The organism is Streptomyces sp. NPDC001852 (genome assembly GCF_042891825.1).
Taxonomy (GTDB): Bacteria; Actinomycetota; Actinomycetes; order Streptomycetales; family Streptomycetaceae; genus Streptomyces.
Genome location: NZ_JBIATN010000016.1, coordinates 11,747 through 28,736, shown reverse-complemented (window position 1 = coordinate 28,736; position 16,990 = coordinate 11,747). Strand labels below are relative to the sequence as shown.

Below are 16,990 nucleotides of genomic sequence, written 5' to 3'. Positions count from 1 at the left end.
GCCCTGGTGTCCTACGTTCCGTCGTCCTGGCCTGTGCTCCGTACCGCGGCGACCACGGTCGCCGCGCTGTGCACCGCCGCTGTCGCTCTCGCACCGCCCGCCGCCGCCGACTCCTTCAGCGACCAGTGCAGCTTCCCGAACAAGAAGTACTCCGGCACCCCCTGGGCCCTCCAGCGCGTCAACCTCGACGAACTGTGGAGTGAGTCCAAGGGCAAGGGGGTGAGGGTGGCCGTGATCGACACGGGTGTCGACACGGCCAACCCGCAGCTCCGCCAGGCGGTTGACGAGTCCCTGGGCACGAACCTCCTGCCCCCCAAGGACAGCAAGGGCAAGCCGGTCGACGGCGCCAAGTCCAAGCCCACAACCGACACGGTGGGTCACGGCACGCGCGTGGCCGGCATCATCGCCGCCCGCCCCATGAAGGGCACGGGCTTCGTCGGCCTCGCCCCCGAGGCCACCATCATCCCGATCAAGCAGAACGACGCCGAGGGTGACGGCACGTCCAAGTCCCTCGCCCAGGCGATCCAGCACGCAGTCCAGGTCAAGGCACAGGTCATCAACATCTCCCAGGACACCACGAACGCCGTGGCACCGGGCGACGACCTGCACAACGCGGTCGACGAGGCCCTGAACCACGGGATCGTCGTGGTCGCCTCGGCGGGCAACGACGGCCTCGACGGCAATGTCAAGCCCACCTACCCCGCGTCCTATCCCGGTGTACTGGCGGTCGCCGCGTCGGATCGCAACAACGAGCGCGCGCCCTTCTCCCAGTCCGGCGACTTCGTGGGCGTTGCCGCCCCGGGTGTCGACATGATCTCGACCGTGCCCAAGGGCGGCCACTGTTCCGACAACGGCACGAGCTTCTCCGCACCGTACGTGGCCGGCGTGGCCGCCCTCATCAAGGCCAAGCACCCGGGCTGGACGGCGCGTGAGGTCGTCGCGCAGATCGAGCAGACCGCGGAACGCTCGGTCGCCGGGCACGACCGCCTGGTCGGCTGGGGGGTCGTCGACCCGGTCCGCGCCCTGACGGAAGACGACCACCCCATCGAGAGGCCCGTGCCGCACGAGGGCCTCATCCGGGCGGAGGCCCCGACCCCGGCCCGGCTGGAACTCGGTGAGACGGCGGACGAACGCAACGCCCGCCTGGCGACGTATGTCTCCGTGGGCGCGGTGGTGCTGGTGGCCGCCCTCGGTGGGGCAGCCGTGGCGATCCGCGATGCGCGCAGGAAGGCGATGACCGGCACGGGCGAGGCCGCAGCCGTGGATGATGCGTGAACGATCCAATGGCAGTAGCAGGGTTGTCACACAAGTCAGTTGGGGGTGTCAGTCCCGGTGACTAGAGTGACTGCATTGCGAAAACGAATGCTCTGGGATGCGCCTGCCTCGGGCAGGGAGAGGAACGGGGAGACGCGAAGTGTTGCCTGACGGGGGCGGGAGCGACCTGAGACGCGGTCTGGAGGCACTGAAGACCTTCAAATCGCGTGTGGACGGCCTTCTCGACACGTTCGAGCGTTCGCCGGGTGATCCGAAGAAGGTGGGGACGCACAAGCTCTCCGTTGCCTCGTTCTGCGGCAGGGGCGAGTTCGCCGAGGCCACTGACCTCCACAGCAATTACCAGACCGTCCACGATCAGATCACGTCGCTCTCCCAGACGCTGAAGCTGCAGATCGAGGCCATGCAGATCGCCGTACACGGCGCGGACATCGGCTACGACAAGCTGGAGGACGATCTCCGGCGTCGCTTCCACGAGATCCGGACCCAGGTCAACAAACAGATCGACGAGCAGGACGCCGAGTCGCAGAAGAGCACCCAGCAGAAGCGCACCGACCAGAACCAGTCCAAGACGGGGTACTGATGGGCGACCACCGCAACCAGCCGGACCGCTACCAACTGGAACGCGAGCTGGCGCAGGAGGAGATCCACGACGCGGACGCACCGTGTGTCGCCCACCACGGGCGTACCAATTTCGAGAAGCACCAGCTGAACGAAATGAAGGACATGGTGGACCTTGCGAATCCAGAGCACCTGGAGGATGCCGGCAAGGGCCTCTGGGACGCCCGGGACGCGATCCTCGCCGCCGCCGACGAACTGTTCGCACACATAAATCGAATCGACTGGCACGGTGAGGCGGCCACCGCGTTCCACAAATGGGCCTCCGGCTTTATCACCAGCGTCTACACCTTCGCGGACCACGTGGAGAACGTGGGCGCGCACATCACCGCGGCCAGCACCGGACTCGCCTCCGTACGCAAGTCCATGCCGCCCCGCGACACACGGTTCCCTCCCATGAGCGTCCACGACTTCCCGTTGGTTGCCCAGGTCCCCGGGAACAAGGACTACCAGGCGGCGCTCACCGTCGAGAAGCACCGCCAAGAGGCGATCAACCAGATGAACCGGTTGGCGTCGTACTACACAGTGACCGGGGAGGCGTTGCGGCCGGAGTGGGTGCCTACGTTCGGGAAGATGCCGGATATGGGGGTGCCGCGGGCGCGCACCGAGTGGCGGGACGGGGGTAGTGGGGAGCAGACGTCTTCCCCTGGAACGCCCGGGGCCGGAGGCGGAGAACCTGTGCGGCCTCATTCCCTCGCAGCTCCGGCCGGCCCCGATGCGGGACAGACTCCCGAACCGGTGAAGAAGCTGCATGACGTTGTCACAGCGCCGGATAGGCATGTGCACACCGATTCGCCCCAGCACGTGGGGACCAATATCGACAGCGTAAAGACACTCCCGCCGGACACAGTGAAGTCGACAGCCCCTGTCACTGCGCCGACAGCGCCTGCCCCTGGTGGAGGCGGCGGACCGGTTCCGCCTGTTCCCGTCGGCCCCGTGGCCCAGACCGTGCGGCTGCCCGTCGGGCCGGGCGGAACGAGCGGCCCACGCGGCCCGATACGGACGACATCGCGTCTGGCTCCTCCTGCCGGCGGATCGTCCCGAGTCGGCGGTGGCACAGGACGTGGCCCTGCCGGTCCCGTGGGACGGACTGCGGTGCCCGGCGAGGTGGAACCGCGCGGGCCGGTGTCGCCGGCCGGTAGGGCTCCGGTGGGCAAAGCACCCGTGGGCAGAGCGCCCCTGGGTGAGGCACCCGTCGGCAGAGCTCCGGTCGGCAAGGCCCCGGTCGCCCGCAATGTCATCGGTGGAACCTCGAGGCCAGTAGGCGTGCCTGCCGAGGGCATCGGCGGTACGGGCCCGACCGGCGCAGCACGTACCAGTGGCGTCGTAGGCGGGAAACAGTCCACACCGCCCGCGCAGTCCGTGAACGGCTCGACCGTGCCGCGCGGCACAGTGATCGGCGGTGAGCCCGCGTCGCGGACTCCGCGAACCGGTGAGCGACCCGGGCAGCGCGGAGTGATCGGCGCGCCCCGGCAGACAGGCGGCGCCGGACAGACGCCGCGCAGTCCTGTGACGCCCACCGGCCGTGTGGTCGGGACATCCATTGGCAAGGCGCCGACGGCAAGCAAGGATGGTCGCGCCTCCGGGGTACGACGGGGCAGTGCACGGGACGACGACAGGACGAAGTCGCGCCGACAGCAGTCGCCGGAGACCGAGTAACCAGATGAAGCGAGGACGTACGAGAGGCATGTTGTCAGCGAGCAGGAGACGAGTGACCGCCGGATGCGCAGCACTCGGCGCACTGATGGCTCTGTCGGTGGGCCTTGCTCCCGGCGCGGCAGCCGACGACGTCCAGTCGCAGCAGTGGTACCTGTCGGCCATGAAGGCCGACGAGATGTGGAAGGTGAGTACCGGCACGGGCGTCAAGGTGGCCGTTATCGACTCGGGCGTCAATGCCTCTACTCCGTCCCTCAGAGGGCAGGTTCTGGGGGATGAAGTACCGAAATCTGTCGCCTATGGAGCCACGAGGGATTCCGACGGCCACGGCACCACGATGGCTGAAATCATTGCCGGTACGGGTGCCGGAGGAGGGCTGAAAGGTCTTGCCCCCGGCGCCAAAATCGTGCCCTACCGCATCGCCGGTGGTCAGGTGTCGTTGCCTGAGGAGAACAAAGCGCCTTCACTCAGTTCGGTGATCAAGGCCATCGCCGACAGCGACGCGAAAATCATCAACATGTCGTTCGGAAGCGACATCAGCTACGACGACGAAGCCGCGGCGATCAAGTACGCCGCCTCCAAGGGTAAGTTGATGTTCGCTGCGGAAGGTAACGACGCAAAGACGAACAACAACGCCGGATACCCGGTTTCATATCCCTATGTCGTAGGCGTCTCTGCCTCGGACAAGACCGGCAAGGTGGGGAAGTTCTCGACCCACGGGCGCTACGTCGATCTCGCGGCTCCCGGTGTCGACGTGCCCGCGTGGTGTGACTCGACCTTCCGTTCATACTGCGCTCACGCGAATGGAACCAGTACCGCCACCGCCGTAGCCTCCGCCTCCGCCGCCCTCGTCTGGTCCGCCCACCCCAACTGGACCGCTGACCAGGTGCTCCGTTCCCTGATCGACACCGCTGGCCGCGACTGGCCCAGGGACACGCCCAGCAACTATCTCGGCTACGGCCTCATCCGCCCCCGCAAGGTGCTGGAGAACCCCCGCTACAACCCAGGCCCGGCGAACGTCGATCCGCTTGCCAAGGAGAACTCGGTCGGCAACGGCGGGGCTACGCCCTCCACCTCCACGCCGCCCGCCAATTCCTCCTCGGGCGGGCAGACTTCGGCGACCGGAGCAACCTCGAAGTCCTCCGACCGCAGCCTGCCCTGGGTGGCCGTCGGAGCGGTTGCCGCGCTCGTGGTGATCGGCGGCGCAGCCTTCGCTGTCGTCCGGTCACGACGACGCGCCTGACAGCTCACAGGAGAGGCATCACCACTCGGTGACGCCCAGTCAAGACGAAGTACAGCTCACACGAAGGGGAGTGCCGAAATGGCTGATGGCCGCAAGTTTCATGACGATCACGCACACAAACTCCAGACGAACGTCATCGACCGGTACGAGTCCGTCAAGAAGCAGCTCGGCAAGCTCCAGGGCACGATCGACATGATCGAGGTCACCTGGACGGGTCACGGTGCCAACGCGTTCAAGCAGAAGCAGCACGAGATCAACCAGCACATGGCCGCCATCGGGCGCATGCTCGAGGACTTCCTCGAGGGTGTCCGCCTCAACAAGGCCGACAAGACGCAGCTCGAGGACGAGCTCCACTCGACGATCTCCAAGATCGAGGTGGACGCCGGTGCGGCCACCTCGGCGCTGAACCTGTACTGACGGGCCCCAAGGGAAGAGGAAGACATGACCGGCACACCGCACTACCAGGATCTGTCCGTCAAGTACGGTGCCCTGGACGCGCTCACCACCGAACTCGGCGACGTGGCCAAGCAGCTCGAGAGCGACCTCGCCGCTCTGAAGAAGGCCGTCCTCGACGTGGCCGAAGGCTGGAGCGGTGAGGCGTACGACGCCTTCCAGCGTAAGTCGAGGAAGTGGGACGAGCACGCCACCGGCATCCACCAGGCACTGCTCTCCATCACGCACAGCGTCCACGCCGGCGGCGGCGACTACCGCGGCGGTGACCTGAAGGGCGCCAGCTACTTCGAGTAAGACAGATCAACACGGGTATGAGCTGGGCACGCGCGGGAGGTGCCCAGCTCATACCCGTTTGAGTCCGCTGGCTACTGTGGTCGGGCTCGATCATCCATGCGGCACTACGCTGACTTGACAGACCTGGCCAGTCTGGAGCTGGTCTCGGGACGGTAGTCTGCCCCGCGCGTGCTGAGGGTGATGGTGTTCGATCACGCCCTGGACCGCGCGCCTGAACTGGCTCACACCGGCGACCTGCTCACCGAACAGGGTGGTGGGCTCCACTTGGTGGCGGCCTTGTCGTGGCACTGGGGCTGGTACCGGACGAGCTTCGACGAGAAGCAGGTGTGGTGCACCTTCGCAATCGGGCCTTCGATCCGCGTTGGGCGCGGATGATGGCGCTGAGGGCTGCGCACGGCTGAGTCGTCCGTCGGGAGCACTCGCCGAGATGGGCAGGGATGAAGACGGCCTCGGCCACCGAGGCGGTACGGGTGAGCGTGATGGTGGCACACCGTCCGGGCGACGGGACCTCTCGGAGCACGAAGACCTTGGTGACCTCGTGTTCTAGCGGAGGTTCCCGTTGTCGTGCCGGGCCAACAGCCCAACTCCCTCGGCGGGTTGACGCTCCTATCGAGTACCAGCCTTGATCAACTTGCGCTATGCGGCATCGATTCCTTGCCCTTCATCGCTTGTTCTCGTAGCGGGGTAGTTTCTCAGGGAATCCGCGGAAGCCCTCGCATTCGGCCAGTTTGTAGGCATGCTTCGTGAGTTGATAGGCGAAGTCGGTCAGGTCTTGGCGTAGCTCCGCACCGGTGGCCCTACTCTTACCGGTTACATCGGCATCCGCTATCAAGGCGTAGGCGTGTGAAGCATTGCTTTCTTCCAGGTCCGTCGGTGCACAAGGGATGTAGACGGAGGCGGAGCCCCTGCCGTCATCCATCTGCGCCAGTGCTTCGACGCCGTCCTTCGAGGCCCTTACGATACGGCTCGCCGCAAGGCTCCCGTAGGAGTCAACCCATGCAGCTTTGGAGGATTCTCGAAGATCCACCTGCCCCGACAAAATCGAGTCACCGCTGGTGGAAACGCGGCAAGCGAAAGAAGACCTACGTCCTGTACCACCTTGATCTGCCCACTCATCTGCTGTTCGCGCACGTGGCAGAGTTCGGACCACAATGTCCCGCTGTACGGCACCGTCGCACACCTTGTCCGGGAGCAGGTACAGGCCTTTTATGAAATACAGGAAGAGGGTCCCGATCACGAGTCCAATGATCGCCAGGCCGATGAAGAAATTTCTTGCGGTATGTCTTTCCAGAATTCCGTCACCCGTATTGCTCCTTGGAGCGATTCAAGAAGTAATCGCTGTCTTGCCAGCCATCATTAACGGCCTGTCGTACCCTGTCCTTTATTTCGTCCTCTGGCAGGGCTACGTGGTGCCGGGCCAGGGCGTCTTCCACCGACCACTGCGTTTGTTGACACCGGCCCAGTCCGCTTTGTTCCCAGTCGGCGATTGCTCACCGAGCTTCGAGAAATTACCGAAGCGGAGTGCGTCGAGATCCATCGGTGTCAGTTGCGGTGTCGTCGGCGGCGTGCTGGTTCTTCGTGAAGCGCAGGTGGTTGGAGATGTGCGCGCAGGCATCCAGCAGGGTCTGAACCTGGTCCACCCAGTGCTCGGCGACATGATCGAGCGCCGCGCCAAGTGCGAAGCCCTCGCTCTCGAGCCCGCCTGCGGCCTTCATGGAAGAAACGCGTGCATGGTCGCTGTACCGTCCGAAGTTCTCGAACAGTTGGTGTGCTGCTTACCCACCGCGGCGAGATCCGTCTGGCTGATTGAGATCCCCCCAGGCGCCTTTGCCACCGCCACCGCCTCCGTCGGGCACCAGATGGTTGAGCTGCATGTGTGCTGACTGCTTCTTCAGGGCCTCGGCCTTCAGCTGTTGCCACTCGTCCCACGCCACGCGCGGACCCCTTCCCCGATTGGTCGTACACCGCGTCTGCCGTTCGACGGAGTCCCCGACCCTCCCAGGGTCCGTCCGGACGTGAGCGCCCCGTCAGCCGCCACGGACGTGAGCGCATGCTCCCCGCTCAGTACTCGACCCGTACCAACCCCGTCTGCACCAGCATCTTCCCCCGCCTCCGCGAGACGAAGACGCCCCGTCCCGCCGGCATCGGCCGCGGCCGCACCCCGCCGAGCAGGTCGCCCTCGCTCGGGTCGCCGGCGAGTACCACGCCTTGCGCGCCGAGCTCCGTCATCCGCTGCATGAACGACTCGAAAGAGGCCCGCCCCGCCCCGGCCGTCGACCGCGCAATGATGAACCGCACGCCGACATCACGGGCGAACGGCAGCAACTCGGCGAGACCGCCCAACGGGTTACCGCTGGACGTGGACACCAGGTCGTAGTCGTCCACGACCACGTACACCGTCGGGCCACGCCACCAGCTCCGCTCCCGCAGCTGCTGGGCCGTGACATCGACGGTGGGGGTGCGCCGCTTCATCAGGTCCGCGAGGGCCACCATGTGGTGGTCCATGGCGTTGGACATGGGGATGTACTCGGCCAGATGCGAGGCAGGGGTCACGTCCAGCAGGGAACGCCGGTTGTCGACCACGAAGAACTTCGCCTCGTCGCCCGAGTAGCGCTGCGTCAACTGTGTGACGAGCAGCCGCAGCAGGTTCGACTTGCCCGACTCGCTTTCGCCGAAGACCAGGAAGAACGGGTCCTGTTCGAAGTCGACGAAGACAGGTTCGAGATTGTCCTCGTCGAGCGCGAACGCGACGCCGTGCTGAGGCAGTCGGTCGCCCGCAGGCAACTGTTCCGCGGGAAGCTCACGGGGAAGAAGCCGCACCTGCGGTGCACCTGGCGCCTGCCAGTGCCGGGAGGCCTCGGCCGCCAGGGCCGTCGTCGCCTCGGCCAGGTCCGTGTCGGACGTCAGGCCGTCTATTCTCGGCACCGCCGCCATGAAGTGCAGCTTCTGCGGTGACACACCGCGCCCCGGCACCCCTGCCGGAACGTTCGCCGCCACCTTGCGGTCGATCTCGGAGTCCATGGTGTCGCCGAGCCGCAGTTCGAGGCGGTTCATCAGATGGTCCTTGAGGTTCGCCCGGACCTCCATCGAGCGCGATGCCGTGAGGATCAGGTGGATGCCGTAGCCGAGGCCGCGTGACGCGATCTCGAGGACGGCCGGTTCCAGGCTCTCGTAGTCCGAACGGAAGTTGCCCCAGCCGTCGATCACCAGGAACACGTCGCCCCACGGCTGCTCGGTGACCGAGATGTCGCCGCGTGCCCGCCGGGCGCGGAAGTCCGCGATCGAGGCGATGCCCGACGACCGGAAGTACTCCTCGCGGCGCCGCAGTACCCCGTACACCTCCGACACCGTACGCCGAACCCGCTCCGGGTCCAGCCGGGAGGCGACACCGCCGACGTGGGGCAGGCCGGCCACCGCCGCCATGCCGCCGCCACCGAAGTCCAGGCCGTAGAACTGCACCTCGTACGGCGTGTGCGTCAGCGCGAAGGAGCAGATCAGCGACCTCAGCAGGGTCGACTTGCCGGACTGCGGGCCGCCGAGGATCTGCAGATGGCCCGCGGCCCCTGAGAAGTCGAGCCACAGTGGTTCACGGCGCTGTTCGTACGGCTTGTCGACCAGGCCCGCAGGGATGACGAGGCGTCCGGCACCCTCGTAACCGGGCTGCGTGAGCCCCCGGTCCGGTACGGCCGTGAGCTTGGGCAGCAGCCCGTCCAGCGAAGGAGGGCTGTCCAGCGGCGGCAGCCACACCCGGTGCGCGGCCGGCCCCTGAGCCTCCAGCCGGCGCACGATCACGTCGAGCACCGTGTCCGCCAGGGCGTCGTCGACCTGTGACACCGACTCCGTCCGCTGCTGCGGGACCGGCGCGTACTGCAGGGGCACCTCGGCGGCCGTGAACAGCACCGGTCGGCGGTCGGCGGGCAGCGGCCCCCCGTCCGCTGTGGTGTGCCTGTTCCCGGAGCGGTACACGCCGGAGACGTACGCCGCCTTGAAACGCACCATCTCGTCCGTGCCGAACTTCAGGAAGCCGGAACCGGGGACGTTCGGGAGCTCGTAGGCGTCCGGGACGCCGAGCGCGGCACGGGACTCCGCCGCCGAGAAGGTCCGCAGGCCGATGCGGTACGACAGATAGGTCTCCAGGCCGCGCAGGCGGCCCTCCTCCAGGCGCTGCGAGGCCAGCAGCAGGTGTACGCCCAGCGAACGGCCGATGCGGCCGATCTGCACGAACATCTCGATGAAGTCCGGCTTCGCCGTCAGCAGTTCGCTGAACTCGTCGATCACCAGGACCAGGGACGGGATCGGCTGGAGCGGGGCGCCAGCGGCGCGCGCCTTCTCGTAGTCGTGGATGTTGGCGTAGTTACCCGCGTCGCGCAGCAGCTCCTGGCGGCGGTTCAGCTCACCGCGGATCGAGTCGCCCATGCGGTCGACCAGGGTGAGATCGTCGGCCAGGTTGGTGATGACCGCTGCCACGTGCGGCAGCTGCGCCATCCCGGCGAACGTCGCACCGCCCTTGAAGTCGGCGAGGACGAAGTTCAGCGTCTCGGAGGAATGGGTCACTGCCAGCCCGAGCACCAGCGTGCGCAGCAGTTCCGACTTGCCGGAGCCGGTGGCGCCCACGCACAGACCGTGCGGGCCCATGCCCTCCTGCGCGGCCTCCTTGAGGTCCAGCATCACGGGACGGCCGTCCACACCGACACCGATCGGCACCCGCAGCCGCTCGGCCAGCCCGCGCGGCCGCCAGGTGCGCTGGGGGTCGACGGACGCCGCGTCCCCGAGGCTCAGCAGGTCGGTGAACTCCAGGTTGGCCAGCAGGGGTTCGTCGTCATCACCGCCGGAGGCGAGGCGCAGCGGGGCCAGTTGCCGGGCGAGGGCTTCGGCGGACTCGTAGGACAGGACGTCCGGCGTGCCCTCGTAGACCTCACCACCCGCCGACTCCAGGCGCAGGGTGGTGGGCCGCACCAGGACCGCCAGGTCGCCACGGGGAGTGGTGAGTTCGCCGGGTACGACCTCGACGACCGTGACGCCCTGCAGCCCTTCGAGGTTGGCCAGGACCGAGTCCGGCGGCAGGGTGACACCGTCGAGCACGACGACGATGTGGGGCTCCTCCAGAAGCGGCGCGGCGCCCGGGTGGAACCGCGGGCGGCCGGAGAGACGCTCGGCCAGCAGGCTTTCCAGATCGTGGGCGTCCGTGCCGATCAGCCGGCGGACACCCGCCCCGTCCACGGCACCGGCCGCCTGAGCGTGCGGCAGCCATTTGAGCCACTCCCACTGCGGGAGCGTGTCGTGTCCGGCCACGACGGCGAGGATCAGGTCGTCCGGTGAGTGCAGCGCCGCCAGCGAGCCGGTCAGGGCACGGACACAGGAACGCACGGATGCGGCGTCACCGCTGACGGTGACGTGGTAGAAGGCGCGCAGCGAAACGGCCATCGGCAGGTCGTTCAGGGTGCCGTGGACGTCGAGGAAACGCTGCACGGCCCCCGCGGTGAGCGGTTCCAGGCGGTCGGCCGGGCCGGTCTCGGGGGCGACGAGCGGCGTGGCCAGTTCCTGTGCGCCCAGTCCGATGCGCACCTGGGCGAAGTCCTCGTCGCCCGGCCGGCGTTCCCACACCCGGCTGCCCTCGGCGACCAGAGCCCACAACTGCTCGGGCGAGGGGTGCAGGTAGTACTGCGCGTCGCGCTGCGCCTTCGCGGTGTCCACCGCCGCACGTCGGGTCTGTGACAGATACCGCATGTAGTCGCGCCGCACGTCCGCGAGTTGACCCTGGGAACCGCGCCGGAAGCGGACCACCATCGCGATGGACATGGCGACCGTGGACGCGATCATCACCATGCCCATGATCTTCATGAACGGCTGTCCGTTCGTGAAGAAGAAGACCACCGAGCCACCCATGCCGAGCGTCGGCAGCAGTTGCATGAGGACGCTCTCATGCTGCCCCCGGGGCAATTCCGGGGGAGGTTGGAGAACGACCTCTTCCGTGGGCACTTCGGACGGCAGCGCCCGAGGCGGGCGCTTCACGACGATGTGACTCACTGCTCCCCGATTCCCTTGCCGCGCCTCAAGATGAGGTCCGCCCCCCGTTGATGGACGGACGCAGGCCGCCGCGTGATCCTACTGACTCCACCAGTGACCAGTGGGCGGTAGGGTGCCGGGTGTTCGCTCGAGCACACGCGAACACACCCCGCGAACCGGGGTATTCCGTGCGAGGCGTCACCGCACGCCACCCCTGACGGAGCCGGGCGGCGACATCCGCGTCACCCCTGGCGGTCCCGTCCGGGGGAGAGTCGCAGAATTCTCACATCACGGGCGCAGAGTCATCACTGAGGGGGAGCACAAGGTGAGCACCACGGCCACGGGGACAGCGCTGCCCGATGCGGGATCGAGATCGGGGCTCGGCTTCTGCCGGGTCACGATCGTCGCACCCGACAGCCGGATCGACGTAGCGCTGCCCGACGACATCCCGGTCGCCGACATCTACCCGGAGATCCTCCGGCTCTCCCGGCAGAACCCCGCCGAGGGCGCTCCGGTCGGCTATCACCTCGTACGCCGGGACGGCACCGTTCTCGACAGCGCACGTTCCTTTGCCGCACAACGGATTCTCGACGGCGAACTGCTCACGCTGCGCCCCTTCTCCGAGTCGTTGCCGCCGGTCGTCTTCGACGACGTCTCCGAGGCGGTCGCCTCGGCGGTGACCCGGCACCGCACTCTGTGGAGCGACGACCTCACACGCGTCGCGGGACTCGCGGGCGCGGGCGTCCTGTCGGCTCTGCTCGCTCTCGTCGCCTGGAACGCCGATCCCCGGCACGACATGCACAGCCTGCCCGGGATACTTGCGGGCGTCGCCGGAGTGCTCCTGGTCGTGTTCGCCGCCGTACGGGGCCGGATCTACGACGACCGGGGCTCGGCGGCAGCCCTGGGTCTCGGCGCTCTTCCCAACGTCGGTGTGGCCGGATCGGGACTCCTTTCTCTCGCCCACGGCCAGGGCATCGGCAAACTGCAGTTCCTGCTCGCCTGCGCGGCGGTCCTGATCGCCGCCGTCGTCCTGACGCTGTGCACACCGGGCGGGGACGCCCCGTTCGTCGCCTTCGTCCTCGCATCCGCGATCGGCTTGATCACCCTGTTCACGGCGATCCTCGTGCACTGGTCACCGAAGGAGATCGCCGCCTTGGGCGCGCCGGTCGCGGTGGCCGGACTGGCCTTCCTGCCGGGAGTGTCCCTGCGCTTCGCCCGGCTGCCGATCGGCTTCGACCCGCCGAACTCCGCCCAGAACAGCGTCTATGGCACGGAGACCGTCGTGCAGCAGCCGGTCGACATGAGGCGGATCGAGGCCCAGGCCCGCCGCGGCCACGAAATCCTGGTCGGGCTCGTCGGCGGCTGTGCGCTCACCGCGCTCGCCTCCTGCGCCGTGCTCGGATTCTCCGACGACGTCTGGGCCCAACTGCTGGCCTGCGCAACGGCCGTGGCGCTGCTCATGCGCGCCCAGCTCTTCCGCTACACCGGGCAGGTCGCCCCGCTCCTGGCGGCCGGACTCGGCTCACTCGTCCTGCTCGGCCTCGGCCTGGCGCTCAACCCACCGCACTCCGTGCTGCGCGAGGCACTCACCGGAGACCGCTCCGGTCTCGACATCCGCGCGATCTGGCTCACCGCGGCGATCGCAGCCGGGGCGGCCCTCGTGGCAGCCCTGGGCCTCATCGTGCCGCGCCGGGGCCTCAGCCCGTTCTGGGGTCGCTTCCTGGAGATCACGGAAGGCTTTGTGCTCCTGACGCTGGTGCCCCTAGCGCTCGCCGTGTTCGACGTGTACGCGACCGCCCGCGCGATGACCAGCAAGTGACCGGGGCCGGCATCGTCGGCCTCCAGGCTCCGTCAGTGGCAGCGAGAAAAAGGATTCGGCACCGTGAGCTTCGGCCCGCCCCCCTCCATATACACCCAGTCCGCGTTGGCCGTGGACCAGTCCCGGGCCAGGCGCCGCAGGCGCATCATCGGCGGCATCGCCGCGGTGGTGGTCGCCATGGTGTGCCTCGGCGCGGGGCTGTTCTGGTACCACTCGGCCGACCGGACGAAGGGGCAGCCTGACACCAGGGCGGTCAAGCAGGCCCCGGACGCCATACGCGAGACCACGGAGAAGGTCCCCGTCTCACCAGAGGGCCAGGTCGTCGTCAAACACAACGAGGGAGGCCTCACCGGCGACCAGCAGCGGATTGCGCCCGCCACCTGGGTCACGGGCAAGATCGTCGCGCGGGCCCTCGCCGACCGCATCGAGGGCTACACGATCGAGCCCCACCCCGACTGGGACGCGAAGGCATGGACCCTCCAACTCGGCGGCCACGTCTGCGCCGTGAGCCGTGACGTGACCGCCGACGGCCGGACCGCCGTGGCCATCGAGCCCGGCCGCACCGACTCCCCCCAGAACGGTGTCTGTGACGAGGTGCTCATGGTCGACCTCGGCACCGGCAAGAAGCTGTGGCAGGAGAAGGTGCCGAAGGCCGCCGCCGCCTCCATCATCGACACCAACATCTCCCTGACCCGGGGCGTCGTGGCCATCGCCTGGGACGAGGGGTCGGTGGCGTACGACATGGGCAGCGGTAAACGGCTGTGGGACACGTTCGCCACGTCCCGGTGCCGCGACTCGGCCTACGTCGGTGGCGGGGCCCTGCTGGCCCTCGTCAAGTGCGGCGAGTCCGGTGACGCCACCTACCGGGTGGAGAAGCTCGAGCCGCGCACCGGCAAGACCCTGTGGCGCTACTCGGTCAGCAACGGTCTGCGGGACATCTACCTGCCCTCGGCCGACCCGCCCGTGATCGCCGTCGAGGCAGGGGACTACCAGGTCACCGACCTGATCACTCTTGATCCGAAGACCGGCGATCGGCGGGCCACCATCTCGATGAACGGCTACGACCCCAAGTGCGGCGGCAACGTCGAGGGCTACTTCGACGCCGTCGACAAGTGCTACGGCATGGTGGTCGGCCGCGACCGCGTCTTCGTCATGAGCAAGGACACCGCAGACCTCACCCGGCAGCCCGAGAACAAGATCACGGCCTTTGACCTCAAGAAGGGCACCGCCGTCGCCACGTTCGAGGGCCGGCTCTTCCAACAGGTCGTCCCCGTCCGCATGAACGGTGATGATCTGATCGTTTTTCGTTCCACCGAAGACGACGTCCAGCCGGCCGCCGTGGTGGACTGGGACCCCCGGACCGACAAGGAGACCCCGTACCTCCTGTTCCACCTCCCGGCGAACGACGAGGGTGAACTCGGCGAGCCGGAGCAGTCGGACATCCTCTATGAACAGGGCCAGGCCTTCTTCGCCCGCCGCGTGCTGACACGCGACGACGTCCACCCGAAGGACCCGGTGTTGTCGGTGCTCGGAGTGGGCAGTGCGGGGCTGAAGCACTGACAGGGAAGAGGGCGCGGCACGCACGCGTGCCGCGCCCCCCATGCTCTGCTCACTGAGCCGCCAGCCCCCCGTTGCGCTCCGTCGGCTCCAGATCGAACTCCCCGTCCCGCGCCCCCAGCACGAACGCCCGCCACTCCGCCTCGGTGTAGCGCAGTACGGTGTCGTGGTCCAGGGAGGAGCGCATCGCCACCGCCCCGCCGGGCAGGTACGCGATCTCGACCCGCTCCTCGTGCTCCTCCGTACCCGGGGCGCAGTGCCACTCGACGCCGGAGATGTCGAGCCCGTACAGCTCGTCCCGCTCCCGCTCCTTGCGTGCCCTGAGTTCCTTGTCGTCAACGTCGGCCATCGCGGCTGTCGTCCTTCCCTGAGTGCCGGCGAGCAGTTCAACTCACCCTACTGGCCCGGATTCCCGCTGATCAGCGGTTCGGACGACGTGGACCCCGCTACCGGCGGCCGCCCGTGCACCAGTACGACCGGGCACATATGACCGAGCCGATACGCCGGATATGACCCAGCACATACGACAGAGAGGTTCCGCCCCGTGACCTACGGCCCCCCACCGTCCGTCTACACCGAGTCCGTGCTGGAGGCAGACCGCGGCCGCAGGCGCCGCAAGCAGCTGCTGCTCGGCGGGACCGCGCTCGCCGTGGTGCTGTCCCGCCTGGCCGTGTGGGCGTGGTCGACGCTGGGCGGCACACCGGCGTCGGACCGGCGTCCCATGAGGGCCCTGCAGGCACCCGACGAGGTCCGCCGGACCGTGGAGACCGCGCCCGTATCCCCGGAGGGCCGGGCCGTGTTCCGGTACACCAAGACGATCCGCCAGGTCGGCGCGACCGTCGACGCGTCCGGCGCCTGGGCCACGGACCGCACGTTCGCCAAGGGCTACGCCAACCACATCCAGGGCATCGCCCTCATCCCGGCCACAAAGGGGCAGGGCACCGGGCGGGAGACCTGGAAGCTGACCTTCCCCGGCCCGCTGTGCGCCGTCACCAGGCACGTCAGCGCCGCCGGCTGGACGGCCATCGCCTTCCCGAGCCGGAAGAGCGACCAGGGCGGGGCCGTGGGCCGGCCCTGCGACCGGCTCGCCCTCATCGACCTCGACACCGGCAGAGAGCTGTGGCAGACCGAGCTGGGCAGCGGAGACCAGCCCGCCACCGGGGTCAACGTGACGCTGACGTACGGCGCGGTCGTCGTGGCCTGGGACCAGGGTGCGGCCGCCTACGACATGACTCACGGCAAGCGCCTGTGGGTCCACACCGAGCCGTCCCGTTGCACGGACAGCGGGTTCGCCGGCGGCAGCGCCCTGCTCGCCCTTGTGCGGTGCGGCGAGGGGGCCGACTCCGAGTTCCGCGTCGAGCGCGTCGACGCCCGTACCGGTCGCACGCGGTGGACCTACCCGGTGGACCGGGGCATCACCGATGCCTACCTGGTCTCCTCCCGGCCGGCCGTGCTCGCCGTCGCCGCGGGCGACGACCTCGTCACCGACCAGATCTCCCTCGACGAGCACGGCAGGACCCGTGCCCGGATCAAGCTGGACCCCGAGCACCAGACCCTCGCCTGCGACCAGGCCTTCAGTGCGGTCGTCGAGAGCTGCCGCACGATCGTGGTGGGTGACAGCCAGGCCTTCCTCGCCACCGACCACGGAATCGACGCATTCGACCTGGCGACCGGCAAGCACACGAAGCGGTTCACCTCGCCCACGGGCGGGCGGATGTACCCGCTGAAGACGAGCGACGGCAAGCTGATCGCCTACCGTGAGGGCGGCGCCTTCTCGCCGTACGCCGTTGTCAGCCTCGACCCGGCCACCGGCAAGGAGACGTTCCTGCTGCTGTTCGGCGCGGAGGCCGAGGACCTCGACGGGATGGACGACCCGGCCGAGGACGACGTCTTCTTCGAGCACGGCCGGCTGTTCTACGCGGCGACGCGGTTGTACGGACCGACCGCCAAGGGCGACACGGGCGGCACCACCAACGTCGCCGCCGGCGTCGAGCCGGCGGCCTCCTGAGGCGCGCCGGAGGCCGCCAAGCGCCGCAGGAGCCCCCGTCCAGGGCCACCGTGCGATCCTGGTA

At 68.2% G+C, this 16,990-nt stretch carries 13 protein-coding genes; 10 read left to right on the top strand and 3 right to left on the bottom strand.

Annotated features, from left to right (window positions below; genetic code table 11):
- Positions 1-6: 6 nt before the first annotated feature.
- The 6 genes from mycP to ACFYZB_RS26785 all read left to right on the top strand — a co-directional run bounded on the left by mycP (position 7) and on the right by ACFYZB_RS26785 (position 5,911).
- On the top strand, positions 7-1,275 hold the full coding sequence (gene mycP, locus ACFYZB_RS26810) for a type VII secretion-associated serine protease mycosin (RefSeq protein WP_388763116.1): 1,269 nt from the start codon (positions 7-9) through the stop codon (positions 1,273-1,275).
- 139 nt (positions 1,276-1,414) lie between these two features.
- Positions 1,415-1,855: a hypothetical protein gene (locus tag ACFYZB_RS26805; protein ID WP_388763114.1), complete on the top strand. Its 441-nt coding sequence runs from the start codon at positions 1,415-1,417 to the stop codon at positions 1,853-1,855.
- Positions 1,856-3,601: 1,746 nt separating this feature from the next.
- Complete coding sequence (locus tag ACFYZB_RS26800) at positions 3,602-4,789, top strand: S8 family serine peptidase (protein ID WP_388763112.1); 1,188 nt, start codon at positions 3,602-3,604, stop codon at positions 4,787-4,789.
- A gap of 78 nt (positions 4,790-4,867) precedes the next feature.
- A complete protein-coding gene (locus ACFYZB_RS26795; protein WP_351210720.1) occupies positions 4,868-5,206 on the top strand; it encodes a WXG100 family type VII secretion target in 339 nt (112 codons plus the stop codon).
- Between the two features lie 24 nt (positions 5,207-5,230).
- Complete coding sequence (locus ACFYZB_RS26790) at positions 5,231-5,536, top strand: WXG100 family type VII secretion target (RefSeq protein ID WP_388763109.1); 306 nt, start codon at positions 5,231-5,233, stop codon at positions 5,534-5,536.
- A 168-nt stretch (positions 5,537-5,704) separates the two neighbouring features.
- Positions 5,705-5,911 carry a hypothetical protein gene (locus ACFYZB_RS26785; protein WP_388763107.1) on the top strand — a complete coding sequence of 69 codons (207 nt, stop codon included), beginning with the start codon at positions 5,705-5,707 and terminating at the stop codon, positions 5,909-5,911.
- Positions 5,912-6,197: 286 nt separating this feature from the next.
- On the opposite strand, the gene ACFYZB_RS26780 is transcribed toward ACFYZB_RS26785, so the two are convergent.
- A complete protein-coding gene (locus ACFYZB_RS26780; RefSeq protein WP_388763105.1) occupies positions 6,198-6,773 on the bottom strand; it encodes a hypothetical protein in 576 nt (191 codons plus the stop codon).
- Positions 6,774-6,795: 22 nt separating this feature from the next.
- Here ACFYZB_RS26780 and ACFYZB_RS26775 point away from each other — a divergent pair, with 22 nt between their 5' ends.
- Positions 6,796-7,419, top strand: coding sequence for a hypothetical protein (locus ACFYZB_RS26775; protein ID WP_388763104.1), 624 nt, complete (start codon positions 6,796-6,798; stop codon positions 7,417-7,419).
- A gap of 178 nt (positions 7,420-7,597) precedes the next feature.
- On the opposite strand, the gene eccCa is transcribed toward ACFYZB_RS26775, so the two are convergent.
- The gene (gene eccCa, locus ACFYZB_RS26770; RefSeq protein ID WP_388763103.1) at positions 7,598-11,563 is read right to left on the bottom strand and encodes a type VII secretion protein EccCa; all 3,966 of its coding nucleotides are present in this window, start codon (positions 11,561-11,563) and stop codon (positions 7,598-7,600) included.
- Positions 11,564-11,867: 304 nt separating this feature from the next.
- Between eccCa and eccD the strand changes: the two genes are divergently transcribed.
- Entirely contained in the window at positions 11,868-13,361 is a 1,494-nt protein-coding gene (gene eccD, locus ACFYZB_RS26765) for a type VII secretion integral membrane protein EccD (RefSeq protein ID WP_388763101.1), read from the top strand.
- 63 nt (positions 13,362-13,424) lie between these two features.
- Entirely contained in the window at positions 13,425-14,921 is a 1,497-nt protein-coding gene (locus ACFYZB_RS26760) for a PQQ-binding-like beta-propeller repeat protein (RefSeq protein ID WP_388763099.1), read from the top strand.
- A gap of 49 nt (positions 14,922-14,970) precedes the next feature.
- Here the strand turns inward: ACFYZB_RS26760 and ACFYZB_RS26755 are convergent, their stop codons facing one another.
- The gene (locus ACFYZB_RS26755) at positions 14,971-15,267 is read right to left on the bottom strand and encodes a DUF397 domain-containing protein (protein ID WP_351210704.1); all 297 of its coding nucleotides are present in this window, start codon (positions 15,265-15,267) and stop codon (positions 14,971-14,973) included.
- A 195-nt stretch (positions 15,268-15,462) separates the two neighbouring features.
- Between ACFYZB_RS26755 and ACFYZB_RS26750 the strand changes: the two genes are divergently transcribed.
- On the top strand, positions 15,463-16,926 hold the full coding sequence (locus tag ACFYZB_RS26750) for a PQQ-binding-like beta-propeller repeat protein (RefSeq protein ID WP_388763096.1): 1,464 nt from the start codon (positions 15,463-15,465) through the stop codon (positions 16,924-16,926).
- Positions 16,927-16,990: the final 64 nt, after the last annotated feature.

What these genes read in the sequence shown, in the direction of transcription:
- ACFYZB_RS26795 (WP_351210720.1), top strand. Translation starts at nt 4,868, where the DNA reads ATGGCTGATGGCCGCAAGTTTCATGACGATCACGCACACAAACTCCAG.
- ACFYZB_RS26790 (WP_388763109.1), top strand. Translation starts at nt 5,231, where the DNA reads ATGACCGGCACACCGCACTACCAGGATCTGTCCGTCAAGTACGGTGCC.
- ACFYZB_RS26775 (WP_388763104.1), top strand. Translation starts at nt 6,796, where the DNA reads ATGAAGAAATTTCTTGCGGTATGTCTTTCCAGAATTCCGTCACCCGTA.
- ACFYZB_RS26755 (WP_351210704.1), bottom strand. Translation starts at nt 15,267, where the DNA reads ATGGCCGACGTTGACGACAAGGAACTCAGGGCACGCAAGGAGCGGGAG.